Below are 15,567 nucleotides of genomic sequence, written 5' to 3'. Positions count from 1 at the left end.
GTTTATTCTGTGAGATACAGCTATTTATGTTGAGTTTTTTATGGATAAAAACCTTATAGGTTTTGGAAACCTATAAGGTTGGGGTATGTTGATAAGTTTTGATTTATTTTCATAAGGTTTTATTTCCTATGATGTCATTATTTCTGCCCTTTTCATCGGGATACAGGGACGGAAGCGGGTCGCTCTGCCAGAATTCTTTGGTGTTGACATCCATCATTGATAAAGCCCCTGTAAAAGCGGCTCCGGTATCCATATTCCAGATGTTGGCTTTATGGGCAGGATGTTTAATTCCGATGTCTATTGTGGGCGTATGCCCGATAAATATCTCATTGTATAAAAGCAGCCTTTTCGGATAGAGTTCAGAGTTTCTTTCCAACTTTGTATCCATCGCGACTGCGGTTTCCCAAAGAGTTCTGTCCCAACGGTAATTGCTGGAATATACTTCTTTTTCAGGCCCATGCATAGACGAATATCCGGCATGGATAAACAGACGGTTTTCATCATCTACATGATAGCTTTTCATCCGTTGGAAAAATTCAAGATGGAGATCCAGATCTTCCAGTGAATAGTCATTGTAACTGTCTACCGTGCTTTTTCCGCCATTGAACAGCCACACATCAGGACCTTCTCCCAGTGACAGCCAGTCTTCGCACCAGGTATCATGGTTTCCTTTGATGAAGATGCATTCATGCTTTTCGGAAAGTGCTATTAAAAACTGTATGACCTCTGAAGATTCGCTCCAGCCGTCTACATAATCTCCAAGAAAAATAAACTGATCTTCCGCTGTAACTTCTGCCCGTTCAAAAACCTGCTGTAAGCCCTTAAAACCTCCGTGAATATCACCGATTACTAATGTTCTCCGCATTTTACTTTGAAATGTATTTTGCATCCACAAAATCTGTCAGCCAGACTTTGTTGGCCGAAAGATAGAAAAGAATTCCGTCTTCGTGCATTTCTTTGGTTCTGATGGTCAGAATAACCGGTTTTCCGTGACGCATTCCTACTTTGGTTGCTGTTTCTTTGTCTGCACTCAGATGAACATGCTGTCTGGCTCTTTTTTCAATTCCGTTGTCCAGAATGGAAGAAATATTCGATTCTGCGGTTCCGTGATACAGGAAATCAGGTGGCTGTGCAGCCTTCAAAGCCAGATCTATATCAATGGAATGTCCCTGACTGGCTCTGATCCTGGTTTTGTCTTCATTAAAAGCGAAGCGTTTTTTATTATTGGTTTCCACTACTTCTTCCAGCTCTTCGAAGCTGAAATGCATTCTGCCTTTTGCAGATTTTGTAATGAGTTCATTCACTTCTGCCCATCCGTTTTCATCCAGTGTCAGCTGAATGGTCTCGGGCTGATGTCTCAGAATAAGGCTTAGAAATTTGCTTATTCTTTTGTTTTCTATTTCGTTCATGGTTTTTTGTCTTTAATTCATTAATTTTTTCTGAAGCTTATCACACAAAACTTCAATATCTTCTTTTCTTACCAATTCGGAAACCCATTCTTCCGGAATGTTTTCAAATCCGTAATAGATCCCTGCAAGTCCTCCGGTGATGGCTCCGGTGGTATCTGTATCTTCTCCTAAATTCACTGCTTTTAAAACGGCTTCTGCATAGGTTTCAGAGTTGAGAAAACACCAAAGGGAGGCTTCTAAACTGTGGAGGACGTAGCCGCCACTTTTAATCTCTTCTTCCGGATAGGTTGAAATATCATTCTTTAAAACGCGATGAAAAAGTTCAATCTCTTTAGGGTTAAATTCTTTAATATCAGCGTATTCCAAAGCTTCTTTCTGCATATGCGTGTAAGATTCTTTTTTACTTTTCCCTTTAATAAGTTCTATGGCGAAAACCACATACATGAAGCATGCAAAAACAGAACGGAAATGTCCGTGGGTAATGGCAGAAACTTCTTTTACCGTTTGATACAGTTTCTCAATATCCTCTTCATCTTTAAGATAAAAAGCTAAGGGAAGAGTTCTCATCAAAGAGCCATTCCCATTATCTTCTTCAAAAATATTTCCTGAAAACCTTGCACTTTCTCCTTTGATCAATCGCGCAATGGAATGTCTTGTTGTTCCTCCGATGTCAAAAAGTTTTCCGTGAGCCGTCCAGTGTCCATATTTATTCCATTTTACAAAGCTCTGCCCGATCTTCTCCAGATCATAGCCTTTTGCAAGTACATCAGCAATACAAAGCGTTAATGAACTGTCATCACTCCATGTTCCTTTCGGCTGGTTCCAGGACATATATGCCAGATAACCGGTAACGGGAAACCTATTTAAATCTTCTCTTCTCTTAAATTCTACAGGAACCCCGAGCGCATCACCGATGCACACGCCAAAAATTCCGGCTTTGACTGCGGTTTCCATTATGCTAAATTGACAAGTTTATCAAACAGCAATTTCATTCCTTTGGTTGCGGATTCTTTCATCACTACGGCTCTTTGTCCGTATCCGAATCCGGTTTCGTTGGGATTGATGACTACCAACAGACAGTCGTCTTTGATCTCATGGATCAGTCCTGCCGCAGGATATACCTGCAGGGAAGTTCCGATTACCACAAGAATATCCGCTTCTTTCACCTTTTCCTGCGCCGTTTTGTACAAAGGAACATCTTCTCCAAACCACACGATAAATGGTCTTAACTGAGCGCCATCTTCCGCTTTGTCACCGCTCTTGATGTCTCCTTTTTCCTCATAAATCAGGTTTTTATTGTTGCACGAGCAAGACTTGAACAGTTCTCCGTGAATATGAAGGATATTGGTAGATCCCGCTCTTTCATGCAGGTCATCTATATTTTGGGTAATGATCTGAACATCAAAATATTTTTCCAGTTCTGCGACCAATCGATGAGCTTCATTAGGTTCAACTTCATGAAGCTGTCTTCTTCTCTGGTTGTAAAATTCCAGTACAAGCTCCCTGTCTTTTCTCCATCCTTCCGGACTTGCTACGTCTGTGATATTATGATTTTCCCAGAGACCATCTCCGTCTCTGAATGTTTTTATTCCACTTTCGGCGCTGATTCCTGCACCGCTTAATATGGTTAGTTTTTTCATTGTTTGTTAATTTTTACTCTAAATTTTTCTATTACTATCACTGTCCCGGTTATCGCTAGAAAGATAATAGATATTGGTATTGCCATAATGTATAATGGAATATTTTTAAGATATTGTTTTATCGTGATTCCATATATACTTTCCGCTCGTCTATTAATAAAGGTTATAAAATTTTCCCCTTCCGCTTTTATTATTGTTTTTTGAAAGGTGCCCCAATACACCTCTACGCCAACTTCATCAAAAAGGTATAGTGTAGGATTCCTGTTGTTTTCGGAAAGATTAAAAAAATAATACATTCCAAGTTCTTTCCTTATGCATAAGATTTCTTCATTTTGTAATAGATGAAGAGCATCCAATTCTGCCCTTAATTCTTTTTGAAATCTCTGAAATTCAATGCTATTTGTTTCAACATTGAACACATTTGAATTTTTCCCGGCTTTCAGAAGATAATCAATGTAAGCTTGTGGAAATCTAACCCCCACCTTACATTTGAGCATATCAATTTCTTCCATAGTTAATCCTACATTTTGATTTTTAGGATCATTTACCAATCTGAAATTAAATTTCTCCATTATTTTAAAATCTTTTTATACACTTCCTCATTATCATCATCAAAACAGACAAAAATAACTTTCTCAATGCAATCTGACTGAAAATTCTGTACTGTTTCTACGGCAATTTTACCGGCCAGTTCTTTTGGAAATTGATAAATTCCCGTACTGATATTCGGGAACGCAATGGTTTTAATCCCTAAATTTTCTGCCAGTTGCAAGGAATTTCTATAACAGTTCTCCAGAAGTTTTGAGCTTTTATCTTCTTCTCCGTTCCAAACAGGTCCTACGGTATGAATCACATATTTTGCCGGAAGATTTCCCGCTGATGTAACCACAGCTTCTCCGGTCTTACATTTTCCTTGTCTGTTTCTGATCTGGATACATTCTTCAAGGATCTCCTTTCCACCAGCACGATGAATAGCTCCATCTACTCCACCGCCGCCTAGCAGTGATGAATTGGCAGCGTTGACAATAGCGTCTGCGGGAATTTTTGTGATGTCTCCTTTTATTAATTCAATTTTCATGGCAATTAGTTGTCATCTAATCTTAGCTTTTTATTTAAACTTTCCTGATCAAATAACAGCGGTTTTTCCTCAGGAATAATCAGATTGTCCAAATCATCCTTTAAAACAAACTGATACTGCTCTTTTACAAAATCTGAGATATTTTCAATTAACAAAATATCTTCCTGTGCAAAAGAACGGGTAAATTCATTTCTTAAACCTATTTGTATCGCTCTTCTCTCCAGTTTGTTTCCAAAAGGATCATGATCCGGGTCCCATTGTAATCGCACAGAAGATTCTTTCACCTGATTCTGCCATTCTTCGCGGGAAATTCCTAATTTGTCATTATAAGTAGAATAGACTGCATTCTCCAGATACCTTTTGAAAGCAGACATTTTTAGGTGAATCGCCAAAACATGTTCCTGACCCTCTTTATTTCCCCAGCCGTTTCGATACATCATCCAAAGGAAATTAGGTTTTATCCAAGTCATTCTTTCCAGACTAAATCCTCCTCCAAAATATTGATTTTCTACCGCAAAAGCTCCAATTTCCTTTCGGTAAGACTGATAGACAATGATTTTATCTTCATCATATTGAGCCATGATGTGATAGCCTTTTTGAGGCCAATCCTGTAGTTGTTCTTTATATTTTTTTAATTTAAGTTTCATGATATGGTTTCGAATAGCTTCAGCATCTCTTCATTTTTAGTCAAGACTGCAAAAACCACTCTTTTAAATTGATTCTTATATTTTCCATGCAGATGCTTTTTAAATAAATCCACAATTTCTTTTGGATCATTCCTGAAAACGCCACATCCCCACGCACCTAAAATTAAGGTTTCATTTCCCTTATTCAGAGCCAAAGCGAGCATTTTATCCATTCTAACGTCCATTGCATTATAAATTTCATCTGCTCTTTCCGGTTCCTGTCGTTTTACAACTCCTGCATTGACCGCCGGAGAAGTAATGAAATTACACAATACAGGCTTCAGTAGCAATTCTCCTTTATCTTTTCTGAAAACCGGAACTTTAGGACTATAAATCATCATGTCGGTGTAGAAACAGGATTTCATATCTCTATGAATTTCGTAATAATACCATGCCTGAAGCTGAGTTTCATAGAGTGCCGAAGTCCTTGCAAGGCTTTCTTCCTGCGCTTCTGCCCCATTGATAAATCCTCCTCCCGGATTTTTGGCTGATGCGAAATTCAGACACATGATTTTCTCCTGACTTTCTTCTTCAGCGAGTTTTAAAATTGCTTTTAATGAACTGAAATTCCATACTTCGAACTGGGTTTCAAAATTGGCTTCCGGAAGTTCATTTTCTGATATTTCAGTCAAGTCTTCGGATGAAAACAAAACGGTTTCCCTTGTACAGGTTTCCAGTTCTTTTTCTATTGTTATTTTTTCGTTGTCTTCGTTTATATAATATTTTTTGGCCAAGATCTCTAAGGTATCTTTCGCCATTCCTTTATTTGTCATGGTCGTTTTTAATTTTTATATTATTCAAAGTCATAAACATATACCGGGATACTATTTCTGACTAATGTTTTTTCAATAATGAGCTCCATCACATCCCATTTTCCTCCTGCTAAGCCACAGCCAATTCTCGGCATATGTACTTCTGCATTAAGTTTTAAAGCTTCAAGAGATAGTTTTTCCAAACATTTTTCTACAGCTTCGTATCTGATTGGTGGGATTCCGTTGGAGTTCGTTATAATTTTATGCTGACCAATCATATTGCAAACCCAAATATTCTTTTCAACCTGTACCATCTGTATTTCTCCAAGATTAAATCTTTCCCCGCTTTTAAACCATTCCCGATACTCTTTCTCTGGCTGTTTCCACCTTTTAGAAATCGCCATTACAAAACCTTTTCCCCAGCCTCCAATATCGTTACAGATATGAATGATAATCTTATTTCCTTCGGATTGAGGATTGGTTGCGTCTCCTTTTAAATACTGTATCTCTTTCATTCGTTCTTCAGCTTTGAAACAAGATTATTAATTTCAGTATTTTTAGATTCTTTAAATTCATTTCCCACAAAAACTCTAATCACCTCAATATCTCCAACAATCGCATCATTAAAACCTTCCAACTCTCCGGACGGAACCCACAATTCATTATGATTTTTGGCTCCTACATTCTGAGCCGGATATTGGTTCATGATTTCTTCCGGGACCTCAAATTTGGTGACAAAACCAAGATAATTTCCGGCTTCGTCTCTTGTGTTCCATTTTTCTGCAATTTCTGAGGCATAGCTTTCATTCAACACCGGATAGAAAATGGGCTGCCACTCCAATCTTGGGGGGGATTTTTTGTACCCGCTCTCTAAAATCAGAATCATTTCTTTTTCTCCCACCGGTCTGTAAAGAGGGATTGTTTTCATAGTTTTTGTTTTTTTAAATAATCGCTCCTATTTTGTGAGCCAGTTCAGCCTGCAATGGATACAATTTTTCAATGGGTAACAGTTTTTTTGCTTTATCATATGCTCCTGATTTGGTAAAATTTAAGATCTTTTTGACCAAAGGTGTATAATCTTCAATTTTAACGATCCATTCATTATTAAATTCTTCAATCAGATACCGGCTGATGCCTACCTGAATGGAACGGTATTCCAGTTTATTCCCTTTAATATTCCTTTCCGGATCCCACTGTACATACACCTCAGCCTTTTCAAAGTCTTTTTCCCAGGTTCCGGGATCGGGATATACCCTTTTTTCAGGAGAAGTTAAAATGGCTTTGTTGAGTGCTTTTTCCCATGCTTCTCGTTTGATATGGATGGCCAATATACATTCCTGCCCGGATTTTTGTCCGTAATTACTCCTTTCCATCATCCAGAGAAAAGAAGGCTTGATCCACGTCATCCTGTTGAATGAAAAAGGAGCAGAAAACTTCTGATTCATCACGGCAGATTTTGCAATCTGCTCACTGTATGACTGGTACATCACAATTGTATCTCTGCTGTAATCTGCTCTTATTTCAAATTCTTTCATCATCATATTGGTATCCGGCTCCGTTCTGCCATTAAATATAAACCCATTATTTGGTTAAAAAAATTGGTTTAAAGTCTTTTGAAAACGGAGAATAGGATCCGTAGACTGTATCAAATTTTGTTTTTAATTTATCTATTTTAAATTGTTCTTCGCTCTGATCAAGACACGTAACAACCAGGTTCTGTTGAGTGGCTGAACCGTAAGCACCATCCAGAAGAAGGGCATAATTCAGCAAATCATAATCCAGTTCTCCAAAACGAAGTTCCTTCTGATAATCATTAAAGACACAGGTTTCCTCTTCATTGTTTTTCAGGAGTAATTCCTTTTCACTGCTCATCCAGCCACTTCCATGACGGGTTGAATAATTTCTGGTCACATAATACATCTCAATATCCTCTATTTTCAAAAGCCTGCAGATCTCAAAAGCATTTTTTGAAGTGGTATTCGCGTAGGTCACATTCGGAAAAACACCGTGATCCATATCCAGGAGAATTCCCTGGCTGCCTTCAAAAATGAGGTTTTCAAATGAATTCAGAAAGGTATAATCATCTATTTTCCAATCGATCTGATCTACCGCATTCAAAAAATCATGCATGGCTTCTTCCAGTTGATCTCCATCTATAAAGCCGTAGTAATAGGCTATTCCTTTCAACTTTTCGATCAACATTGATCTTGGAGCTATTAAATCAGCAGCAAATAGTTTGTACGGGCTTTCGTGTCTTTTCATCGTCGCTCCTATTCCTTTTCCACAGGTTCCGTGCTCCAGATTTTTCGCATTGGTTCTGTTTTGCCAGACATCAAACGGAGTGGTGACTTTTGCTAACGGATGAATATGCAGTTCTGTATTTCCGTTCTTCTCCATTAATTCCTTTCTTTCATTGAATAAAAATACAGGATGAATGGTACAGTGTTCCGTAAAATAAGACGGCAATCCACGCAGGGCTCCACTCGCAAAACTGGAATGAATGTGCTTTTTACCATCAATCATTACCGTATGCGCTGCCTGCTGCCCTCCTGAAAACCTGATGACAACAGACTCTGGGTTTTGTTGCGCGAGAAAATCTGTAGTGATTCCCTTTCCTTCATCACCAAAACCCAAGCCTATTACTATTTGTGCCTTTTTCATGACTTAAAACATTTGAATATGATCCAACCCTTCTCCTTCTGTTGGTCTGAACGTTTCATTTTTAAATCTGTCGCAGATGACTCCTTTTATAACATTCGGAATGTCTCTGTGATCAGCTATTGATAAACAGTTTTGTCCTAATAATTCCTTCCAGCCACTATCTGCTCTCATCGCCTGATCAGAATGCAGAACATTGATGTGAAATACTTCATATCGTTTTTTCGCTTCTTCCAGTAACTCAAAATGGGTGTAAGTATGCTGTCCCGATCCCATAATTTCTCTGATCGCCGATGCCGGAAGTGTTTTTAAGCAAGGCTCATCACCTACCGTAAACAAAATCCCTTTCTGGTTTCTCTTTTCAAACGCATCGGTTCTCGTATGGAAAGCGGCAAAATACCACGCCAACAGATAACTTTCTCCTGCATTTCCACCACCACCGGATTCAATATAAGTACGGGTCAGCCACATATCCAGCTCCTCATCTCCTGATTCAAACTGCCCTACCTGCAAAGGAAAAGCGTCACATTCATGGTCTCCGATTCCTAAAAATAAAAGCGCCGGATCCGGAACCCCTCCCTGGATAATTCCTCCCATTAATTTAGGAAGTCCTTCTTTAATAAGTTCGTGCGGAATATGTCCCATACTTCCCGTCACATCCAATCCTAAAATGATAGGAACAGAATATGGGTGTACGGAAGAATCTCTCGCCTCTCTGAAAGAAATTCCGTTAGGGTTCATAGATTCATGAGCTCTTCTTTCTGCGTTCTGAGTGAAAATTTCACCTGCGGATTTAGATCCGTAACCTGCTTTTCTTGCTCTGTCAAAACGAGCATCCATATCGTATCTTGTACTTCCCATACCTAAAATGTTTTACCAAATAAATATTCAAATCTCTTTACGGCGACCTCCAGCTGAATATTTAAATTTCTGATTGTTAATGAATATTCTAAATCTTTCTGAACAAATGCTTCCGGCTGAAAATCAGCAAATGTCAAGCTGTTCCTGTCTAAAGGGCTTATATCGATGAGCCCTTCCTGCTCGCGCTCCAGCCTTTTTATTTTCAGTTCAATGTCTTCCACCCTGCGCCTGTAAATCAATTCGGAATCTGCTCCGATGGTGCGTGCACGGTCTTCTCTGATCTGGTCATTGTTTCTCTGTAATGACCCGATGAATCTCGGTTTTAGTTCGTCTTCCATCTTTTTATTATTTTGTGTTATTTTTACGCTAATTAAAAAAGGCATAGTAATGCTTATCCTTTTACAGATCACTACTTACTGGAATACATCACATCCGTTCTCAAAACGTATTTATTTCCGCTGATCAGGGTTTTCCCTTCATGTCTTACCGGATGATAAAAAACCAATGCTGATCCTTTTTTAGGAGCCACGGTGAAAAGGTTTTCAAATTCAGTTTCTCCACCTTCAAAATCGTCATTCAGATAGATCATGAACGTATAGAAACTTTTTTCATGTTCATTCCGGATATAGCTTCCGTCCCTGTGCATTTTGAACCGCTGTCCGGGAGAATATTTATAAACCCTCAACATTTCATTAAAATTCTGAAGTTTATAGTTCTCATGTTCCTGAGGAAGAAATTTTGCTGCTTTTCTGAAAAGATCTTCTGCCAAATTATTATCAAAAACCATCAGCCGATCGTTATTTCGAATCCCTTTGCTCATCATCTGGCGGCCATTCATATTGATCTTTGCTTCTTCAAATACCTTTTCCTGTGCCATTGCGATATATTCATCACAGGCATTGGAAGTCAGGAAATCTTCGATCAGAAAAATCTGTGGGTGTAGTTCTATCTTTTCCATAGTCGTATTTTGTGTTTAGTGACTGTGTTTTTACCTTCTTAATTCGTCTCTTACTTCCATCAAAGCAAATCCCAGCAGATTTTCACCATCCCAAAGTTTTGGATCAAGAGCTCTGGCATCTGTTTCCAACATTCCGATTCCCCAGATTTTGTCATAAGGACTGGCTTCTACTAAAATTTTATCATCAGTTGCCAACAGAAAATTCTGAAACTTTAGATTTTGTGAGAATTTCAAAAGATTGGCTTTCTTTACGATTTCATATTTATGTTCGTCCCACAGTTTCGGTTCAAAATTCTTCACTTTCCTTCCTAAGCTTTTAGCTTCATTTGGTATTTCGGATTTTAAAACTTTCTGTAAGATTTCCTGATCATTAAACAGTTTTGCTTTTCCGGCCATCATATAATGTTCAGCTGTTTTATAAACAGTTCCGTTTTCTTCAAACTGAATGGGAAACCATTGACTGAAGCATGATTTGGTGATCTCATGTTTTACAGCGTGTCCCCAGAAGAATAGAAATTCAAGTTTCTCTTTTCTCTGAAATTTTTCAATAATATGTGGTAAGGTGTATTTCATGATTGTGTTATTCTTACGCAAATGTAGGACAATATCATATTACAGCCAAAATATATTTGCGTTATTTTAACACTAAATATTTAAAATACTGATTATCAATATTAAAATTTAATTTTTTTGATTGTTTTCTTAAACACAAATGGCACTAATGTTTTCACAAATAACACGAATACGCAATAAACTAAAGTTTTAGTTTATTTGTTTTAAATGATAAAATGAGAGATTTTTAACGTCAATCTAAACTTGATTCAGCTGGAGTAAAGATTATTTGATTTCGAAATAGAAGCCTTCTTTTTCCAGTTCTTCATATTTCTCCTGATTGAATGTGAACAGTTTTCCGGGTCTCCCGCTGCCTTCTTTTTTAACGTTGTTGGTTTCATTAAGCAAGCCGTAGCTCATGATTTTTTTACGGAAATTTCTGCGGTCAATTTCACGTCCGACAATGGTTCTGTACAAATTTTCAAGGTCTGAAAAAGGAAATTCTTCATTGAGAAGATTAAAGCCGATTGGCTGGTACTGTATCTTGGTACGGAGTCTTTTTAACGCAATATCAATAATGCTTTGATGGTCAAAAGCCAGTTTGGGAAGTTTATTTACACTGAACCACTGTGCATCTTCGGCATCAGAATCAGCAAAGAGTTCATGATAAGAAGGGTTCACAAGACCCAAATAAGCCACGGAAACCACTCTATTTCTCGGATCGCGGCCTACGTTGCCAAAAGTATAGAGTTGCTCCAGAAAATCGGGCTTTATGCCTGCCTCTTCGTGTAATTCTCTTTTAACCGCATCATCCAGGTTTTCATCATCAAGAACGAGGCCTCCGGGAAGCGCCCAGCCTCCTTTGAATGGTTCTATCTTTCTTTTGATTAATAGGAGCTGAAGATCCTGCTTATCAAAGTACCCGAAAATGACGGCGTCTACCGCAACTTTTATTGCCTGCATAGTTAATTTGCGTTATGAATACACAAAGGTACAATTTATAAATGACATCAAAAAAACAATTGACTGCATAATAAAATTAACTAACTTTATTTGACATTAACCCATTTAAAATTAACTCATTATGAAAAATCTATTGTTATTATTTTCAATCGTCTTTCTTCTGACCGCCTGTGAGAAAGGAAAACCCGTGGCAGATAAAAATTCGTCTAAAACAGATTCTACCGAATGGAAACCTGTAGATTCTGTAACGGCTATGAAAGCATGGATGGACTACGCTACACCCGGAGAGCTTCACAAAATGCTGGCCAAATATGACGGAAACTGGACAGGAGCATCAACCATGTGGATGGAAGCCGGTGGAAAACCAATTACCAGCCAGGCTGAATGTACCAACAAAATGATTTTTGGAGGACGTTATCAGCAAAGCAATTACAAAGGAAGCTTTATGGGAATGCCATTTGAAGGAATGAGCCTGATGGGCTATGACAATGCAAAGAAAAAGTTTGTAAGCACCTGGATAGATAATATGGGAACGGGAATTATGCATGCAGAGGGTGAATGGGATGCTGCTAAAAAATCCCTTGAATTCAAAGGAAAAATGGCTGATCCCGCGAGACCTGGAAAAGAATGTGACTTCAGAGAAGTATATATATTTACTGACGATAATAACCATATCATGGAAATGTATGGTCCTGACTCTAAAACAGGAAAAGAACACAAAAGCATGGAAATAAAATTCACCAGAAAGAAATAAAAAAGGGAGAAACCTCTTCTATGAAACAGTGATTTTCCTTGTAAATTTTAAGGCAGATATGCTCAACTTTGGTATAGAAAATAAAAATTTATACCATCATGAAAACATTATTAAGAGCCTTTATCGTGGTCATTATTATCATAGGAGGAGTTTTGATCATCGTTGTGGGGAAAAAGCCTTTCCCGGAACCTGAATGTCTCGTATGCGGGATCAATCTTATCAGAACATTAGGCATTGCCGAAGTGATTCTTGGCCTCGGTGCATTGGTGATACAAGCCAATCTCACGGAGAAACAGCGAACTTTCTAAAAAATAAAAGACCGGTAAAAATTACCGGTCTTTTTTATATTAATCGTTTAGTTTTAATACGGCCATGAATGCTGATTGCGGTACTTCTACTCTACCGATCTGCTTCATTTTCTTCTTACCTTCTTTCTGCTTTTCAAGAAGTTTACGTTTTCTGGAGATATCTCCACCATAACATTTTGCGGTAACGTCTTTTCTTAAGGCTTTGATGGTTTCTCTGGCGATCACTTTCGCTCCTAATGCTGCCTGAACCGCAATATCAAACTGCTGTCTCGGGATCAGTTCACGAAGTTTCTCACACATTTTTTTACCTATATAGTAAGCATTACTGTCGTGAATCAGTGAAGAAAGGGCATCTACCATATCTCCGTTGATCAGGATATCCATTTTAACCAATTTAGAAGAACGCATTCCTATCGGAGAATAATCGAATGACGCATATCCTTTAGAAATAGACTTCAGACGGTCATAAAAGTCGAAAACAACTTCTGCCAAAGGCATATTGAATGTCAATTCTACTCTGTCTGCCGTTAAATAGCTTTGGTTAACGATCTCCCCTCTTTTTTCAATACAAAGGGTCATTACCGCACCTACGAAGTCGGATTTAGTAATGATGGACGCTTTTATATAAGGTTCTTCAACTCTATCCAAAAGATTGGGATCAATCATTTCCGATGGGTTGTTGATCAAAATTGCAACATCAGGTTCTTTTTTAGAATATCCGTGGTATGAAACGTTGGGAACCGTAGTAATCACGTTCATATCAAATTCTCTTTCAAGACGTTCCTGTACGATTTCCATGTGAAGCATTCCCAAGAATCCGCAACGGAAACCAAAACCAAGTGCTGCAGAACTTTCCGGTTCGAAAACCAGAGAGGCATCATTCAGTCTTAATTTTTCCAGTGAGAATCTCAGCTCTTCAAAATCTTCGGATTCAATAGGGTAAATTCCGGCAAAAACCATCGGTTTTACTTCTTCAAACCCATCGATGGCAGCATCGGCAGGATTCACAAAAGAGGTAATGGTATCTCCTACTTTTACTTCTCTTGCATCTTTAATCCCTGAAATAATATAGCCTACATCACCACATTCAATAGTTTTCTTCGGTACCTGCTTCAGTTTCAATGTTCCTACTTCATCAGCACCATATTCTTTTCCTGTAGCGAAAAATTTAATTTTCTCGTTTTTGGAAATACTTCCGTTTACGACTTTGAAATATGCTTCAATTCCTCTGAACGGGTTGTAAACAGAGTCAAAGATCAATGCCTGTAGCGGAGCTTTCGGGTCTCCAACCGGCGCAGGAATTCTGTTGACAATCTGCTCAAGCAAATCGTGAACTCCCTCACCTGTTTTTCCTGAAACTCTAAGAACATCTTCGTATTTACATCCTAAAAGTCCCATAATTTCGTCGGTAACTTCTTCTGGGTTTGCAGATGGAAGATCTATTTTATTCAGAATCGGAATAATTTCCAAATCGTTTTCTAATGCCAGATAAAGATTACTGATGGTCTGCGCCTGGATACTCTGTGCCGCATCTACAATAAGAAGTGCTCCTTCACAGGCAGCGATAGAACGGGAAACTTCGTAAGAAAAGTCTACGTGTCCCGGGGTATCAATAAGGTTTAAGATATATTTTTCTCCTTTATACTCATAATCCATCTGGATCGCGTGAGACTTGATGGTGATCCCACGTTCTTTCTCCAAATCCATATCATCCAGGGTCTGAGACTGCAGTTCTCTCTGAGTAACTGTATTGGTATACTCCAAAAGACGGTCTGCCAAAGTACTTTTACCGTGGTCAATATGAGCGATTATGCAAAAATTTCGTATGTTTTTCATTTAAGAACGTTGTAATTTGCAAAGATAAAAAAAAGCGAGACAATTCCTCTCTTTAATTTTCGGTGTGAAATTTATTTTTCAAAGACGTAAGCACCTGTTAAAGAGTCTATATAAACATGGGATAAAGTAGTGTTCGCATTTCTTCCCGTTTTCGATCCTGAATCAATTGCTGCTCCAATAAGGGCACCTACGATTCCTCCTGCCATAGCGCCAACCATAGCTCCTGTATTATTGTTTTTCGGAAACAGTTCCTGTCTGGAAGAAACTATATAATATCCTTTATCATCTTTCTGTACTTCTAAATAGCCTACGGGTGTAAGGAGATAAATTTTTCCATTTTCAATATATCCATACACTTCCTCATTTAAAACCACCAGATTATTTTTATCTTTTATCCCAATTACCTTTCCTTTTTTGTTCTTGTCCGCATAATATCCTTTTGTTGGTTTCTGATCAGCCAAAGACCTGAAATCTTTATACACTCCGTTTGTAAGTTCGGAAGAAGTCAGCCATTTTATGTTTTTTTCCAGTATGGCTTCATAATTATTAAGTTCAGCCTCCGGAATGGGTGTACTTAAAACAGTATGGGAATAGGATTCGTTAATAAAAGAAGAAAGCACATCGGAAACAGACGAAGAAACTTCTCTGGGAATATTAGGTGTAAGTTTCGAATTAAAACTTAAGGTATTGTAATATCTGTTGATAAAGAAATATTTACCCCCTCTGTTGATGAAACTGCTAACTTTAATTTTTACTTTTGCCAGCCCTGTATTTTGAAAACCACTGATTTTCACTTCTTCCAAAAGTATGGTGATATCAGTATTTCCTCTTGCTTTATTATCATCAGCAAACCATGTTTCGATATGATTTTTTAAATCTTCATTACCGAATTTCATCTGAACCGGCTCCCCTTTATACACTAAGGTTCCCAGATCTTTATCTGTTCTGGTATCAATTAGACTAAGAGATTTTGTGCGTGAATTTTTGTCTTTGATATTTTTATCAAGTTTAATAATTTCTGTTTTCTGGGCAGACAAAGCTCCTGCAAGCAACAGGAAGAATACTGTTTTTTTCATTTTGTGTTTTGTGTTTTTTATACTTTGTAAAGATAA

21 protein-coding genes are annotated in these 15,567 nt (G+C 38.0%); 2 read left to right on the top strand and 19 right to left on the bottom strand.

Features of this window, described 5'->3' with window-relative positions; translation table 11 throughout:
* Nucleotides 1-109 precede the first annotated feature (109 nt).
* The 17 genes from IW22_RS04780 to IW22_RS04700 form a co-directional block, all read right to left on the bottom strand.
* Nucleotides 110-865, bottom strand: coding sequence for a metallophosphoesterase family protein (locus IW22_RS04780; RefSeq protein WP_034724518.1), 756 nt, complete (start codon nt 863-865; stop codon nt 110-112).
* A gap of 1 nt (nt 866) precedes the next feature.
* The gene (locus IW22_RS04775; protein ID WP_034724516.1) at nt 867-1,409 is read right to left on the bottom strand and encodes an RNA 2'-phosphotransferase; all 543 of its coding nucleotides are present in this window, start codon (nt 1,407-1,409) and stop codon (nt 867-869) included.
* Between the two features lie 12 nt (nt 1,410-1,421).
* A complete protein-coding gene (locus IW22_RS04770) occupies nt 1,422-2,363 on the bottom strand; it encodes an ADP-ribosylglycohydrolase family protein (protein WP_034724513.1) in 942 nt (313 codons plus the stop codon).
* Entirely contained in the window at nt 2,363-3,049 is a 687-nt protein-coding gene (locus IW22_RS04765) for an SIR2 family NAD-dependent protein deacylase (protein ID WP_034724510.1), read from the bottom strand. The genes IW22_RS04770 and IW22_RS04765 overlap by 1 nt, the downstream gene beginning before the upstream one ends.
* On the bottom strand, nt 3,046-3,621 hold the full coding sequence (locus tag IW22_RS04760; protein ID WP_034724508.1) for an SMI1/KNR4 family protein: 576 nt from the start codon (nt 3,619-3,621) through the stop codon (nt 3,046-3,048). The genes IW22_RS04765 and IW22_RS04760 overlap by 4 nt, the downstream gene beginning before the upstream one ends.
* On the bottom strand, nt 3,621-4,127 hold the full coding sequence (locus IW22_RS04755; protein ID WP_034724505.1) for an O-acetyl-ADP-ribose deacetylase: 507 nt from the start codon (nt 4,125-4,127) through the stop codon (nt 3,621-3,623). The genes IW22_RS04760 and IW22_RS04755 overlap by 1 nt, the downstream gene beginning before the upstream one ends.
* A gap of 5 nt (nt 4,128-4,132) precedes the next feature.
* Entirely contained in the window at nt 4,133-4,774 is a 642-nt protein-coding gene (locus IW22_RS04750; protein ID WP_034724503.1) for a DUF4291 domain-containing protein, read from the bottom strand.
* Nucleotides 4,771-5,586, bottom strand: coding sequence for a TIGR02452 family protein (locus IW22_RS04745; RefSeq protein WP_034724501.1), 816 nt, complete (start codon nt 5,584-5,586; stop codon nt 4,771-4,773). The genes IW22_RS04750 and IW22_RS04745 overlap by 4 nt, the downstream gene beginning before the upstream one ends.
* 20 nt (nt 5,587-5,606) lie before the next feature.
* The gene (locus IW22_RS04740) at nt 5,607-6,080 is read right to left on the bottom strand and encodes a macro domain-containing protein (protein WP_034724500.1); all 474 of its coding nucleotides are present in this window, start codon (nt 6,078-6,080) and stop codon (nt 5,607-5,609) included.
* Nucleotides 6,077-6,493 carry a hypothetical protein gene (locus IW22_RS04735; protein ID WP_034724499.1) on the bottom strand — a complete coding sequence of 139 codons (417 nt, stop codon included), beginning with the start codon at nt 6,491-6,493 and terminating at the stop codon, nt 6,077-6,079. Before IW22_RS04735 ends, IW22_RS04740 begins: the two co-directional genes overlap by 4 nt.
* A gap of 13 nt (nt 6,494-6,506) precedes the next feature.
* The gene (locus IW22_RS04730; protein ID WP_228383995.1) at nt 6,507-7,106 is read right to left on the bottom strand and encodes a DUF4291 domain-containing protein; all 600 of its coding nucleotides are present in this window, start codon (nt 7,104-7,106) and stop codon (nt 6,507-6,509) included.
* Nucleotides 7,107-7,146: 40 nt separating this feature from the next.
* On the bottom strand, nt 7,147-8,226 hold the full coding sequence (locus tag IW22_RS04725) for an adenylosuccinate synthetase (protein WP_034724497.1): 1,080 nt from the start codon (nt 8,224-8,226) through the stop codon (nt 7,147-7,149).
* Nucleotides 8,227-8,229: 3 nt separating this feature from the next.
* Nucleotides 8,230-9,084, bottom strand: a complete 855-nt coding sequence (locus IW22_RS04720) for a hypothetical protein (RefSeq protein WP_051891048.1) — start codon at nt 9,082-9,084, stop codon at nt 8,230-8,232.
* A gap of 2 nt (nt 9,085-9,086) precedes the next feature.
* Nucleotides 9,087-9,422 (bottom strand): hypothetical protein, encoded by a 336-nt coding sequence (locus tag IW22_RS04715; RefSeq protein WP_034724495.1) that lies wholly within the window; start codon nt 9,420-9,422, stop codon nt 9,087-9,089.
* 71 nt (nt 9,423-9,493) lie between these two features.
* Nucleotides 9,494-10,042: a prolyl hydroxylase family protein gene (locus tag IW22_RS04710; protein WP_034724491.1), complete on the bottom strand. Its 549-nt coding sequence runs from the start codon at nt 10,040-10,042 to the stop codon at nt 9,494-9,496.
* 30 nt (nt 10,043-10,072) lie between these two features.
* Nucleotides 10,073-10,615, bottom strand: a complete 543-nt coding sequence (locus IW22_RS04705; protein ID WP_034724490.1) for an NADAR family protein — start codon at nt 10,613-10,615, stop codon at nt 10,073-10,075.
* A gap of 264 nt (nt 10,616-10,879) precedes the next feature.
* Nucleotides 10,880-11,557: an NUDIX hydrolase gene (locus tag IW22_RS04700; RefSeq protein WP_034724489.1), complete on the bottom strand. Its 678-nt coding sequence runs from the start codon at nt 11,555-11,557 to the stop codon at nt 10,880-10,882.
* A 121-nt stretch (nt 11,558-11,678) separates the two neighbouring features.
* Between IW22_RS04700 and IW22_RS04695 the strand changes: the two genes are divergently transcribed.
* On the top strand, nt 11,679-12,311 hold the full coding sequence (locus IW22_RS04695; RefSeq protein ID WP_034724487.1) for a DUF1579 domain-containing protein: 633 nt from the start codon (nt 11,679-11,681) through the stop codon (nt 12,309-12,311).
* A gap of 98 nt (nt 12,312-12,409) precedes the next feature.
* On the top strand, nt 12,410-12,619 hold the full coding sequence (locus IW22_RS04690; RefSeq protein ID WP_034724485.1) for a hypothetical protein: 210 nt from the start codon (nt 12,410-12,412) through the stop codon (nt 12,617-12,619).
* Between the two features lie 39 nt (nt 12,620-12,658).
* Here IW22_RS04690 and lepA read toward each other — a convergent pair whose 3' ends face one another.
* Together lepA and IW22_RS04680 are read right to left on the bottom strand one after the other, a co-directional pair.
* On the bottom strand, nt 12,659-14,455 hold the full coding sequence (lepA, locus tag IW22_RS04685) for a translation elongation factor 4 (protein ID WP_034724483.1): 1,797 nt from the start codon (nt 14,453-14,455) through the stop codon (nt 12,659-12,661).
* A gap of 71 nt (nt 14,456-14,526) precedes the next feature.
* The gene (locus IW22_RS04680) at nt 14,527-15,531 is read right to left on the bottom strand and encodes a hypothetical protein (protein WP_034724481.1); all 1,005 of its coding nucleotides are present in this window, start codon (nt 15,529-15,531) and stop codon (nt 14,527-14,529) included.
* Nucleotides 15,532-15,567 lie beyond the last annotated feature (36 nt).

The organism is Chryseobacterium sp. JM1 (assembly GCF_000737715.1).
Classification (GTDB): Bacteria; Bacteroidota; Bacteroidia; order Flavobacteriales; family Weeksellaceae; genus Chryseobacterium.
Note: the sequence above shows the minus strand (reverse complement) of the source record. Positions and strands in the feature narration are given on the sequence as shown.

Bases quoted from the DNA above. Each gene is read 5' to 3' on its own strand.
- IW22_RS04780 (WP_034724518.1), bottom strand. From the start codon at position 865: ATGCGGAGAACATTAGTAATCGGTGATATTCACGGAGGTTTTAAGGGC.
- IW22_RS04775 (WP_034724516.1), bottom strand. From the start codon at position 1,409: ATGAACGAAATAGAAAACAAAAGAATAAGCAAATTTCTAAGCCTTATT.
- IW22_RS04770 (WP_034724513.1), bottom strand. From the start codon at position 2,363: ATGGAAACCGCAGTCAAAGCCGGAATTTTTGGCGTGTGCATCGGTGAT.
- IW22_RS04765 (WP_034724510.1), bottom strand. From the start codon at position 3,049: ATGAAAAAACTAACCATATTAAGCGGTGCAGGAATCAGCGCCGAAAGT.
- IW22_RS04760 (WP_034724508.1), bottom strand. From the start codon at position 3,621: ATGGAGAAATTTAATTTCAGATTGGTAAATGATCCTAAAAATCAAAAT.
- IW22_RS04755 (WP_034724505.1), bottom strand. From the start codon at position 4,127: ATGAAAATTGAATTAATAAAAGGAGACATCACAAAAATTCCCGCAGAC.
- IW22_RS04750 (WP_034724503.1), bottom strand. From the start codon at position 4,774: ATGAAACTTAAATTAAAAAAATATAAAGAACAACTACAGGATTGGCCT.
- IW22_RS04745 (WP_034724501.1), bottom strand. From the start codon at position 5,586: ATGACAAATAAAGGAATGGCGAAAGATACCTTAGAGATCTTGGCCAAA.
- IW22_RS04740 (WP_034724500.1), bottom strand. From the start codon at position 6,080: ATGAAAGAGATACAGTATTTAAAAGGAGACGCAACCAATCCTCAATCC.
- IW22_RS04735 (WP_034724499.1), bottom strand. From the start codon at position 6,493: ATGAAAACAATCCCTCTTTACAGACCGGTGGGAGAAAAAGAAATGATT.
- IW22_RS04730 (WP_228383995.1), bottom strand. From the start codon at position 7,106: ATGATGATGAAAGAATTTGAAATAAGAGCAGATTACAGCAGAGATACA.
- IW22_RS04725 (WP_034724497.1), bottom strand. From the start codon at position 8,226: ATGAAAAAGGCACAAATAGTAATAGGCTTGGGTTTTGGTGATGAAGGA.
- IW22_RS04720 (WP_051891048.1), bottom strand. From the start codon at position 9,084: ATGGGAAGTACAAGATACGATATGGATGCTCGTTTTGACAGAGCAAGA.
- IW22_RS04715 (WP_034724495.1), bottom strand. From the start codon at position 9,422: ATGGAAGACGAACTAAAACCGAGATTCATCGGGTCATTACAGAGAAAC.
- IW22_RS04710 (WP_034724491.1), bottom strand. From the start codon at position 10,042: ATGGAAAAGATAGAACTACACCCACAGATTTTTCTGATCGAAGATTTC.
- IW22_RS04705 (WP_034724490.1), bottom strand. From the start codon at position 10,615: ATGAAATACACCTTACCACATATTATTGAAAAATTTCAGAGAAAAGAG.
- IW22_RS04700 (WP_034724489.1), bottom strand. From the start codon at position 11,557: ATGCAGGCAATAAAAGTTGCGGTAGACGCCGTCATTTTCGGGTACTTT.
- IW22_RS04695 (WP_034724487.1), top strand. From the start codon at position 11,679: ATGAAAAATCTATTGTTATTATTTTCAATCGTCTTTCTTCTGACCGCC.
- IW22_RS04690 (WP_034724485.1), top strand. From the start codon at position 12,410: ATGAAAACATTATTAAGAGCCTTTATCGTGGTCATTATTATCATAGGA.
- lepA (WP_034724483.1), bottom strand. From the start codon at position 14,455: ATGAAAAACATACGAAATTTTTGCATAATCGCTCATATTGACCACGGT.
- IW22_RS04680 (WP_034724481.1), bottom strand. From the start codon at position 15,531: ATGAAAAAAACAGTATTCTTCCTGTTGCTTGCAGGAGCTTTGTCTGCC.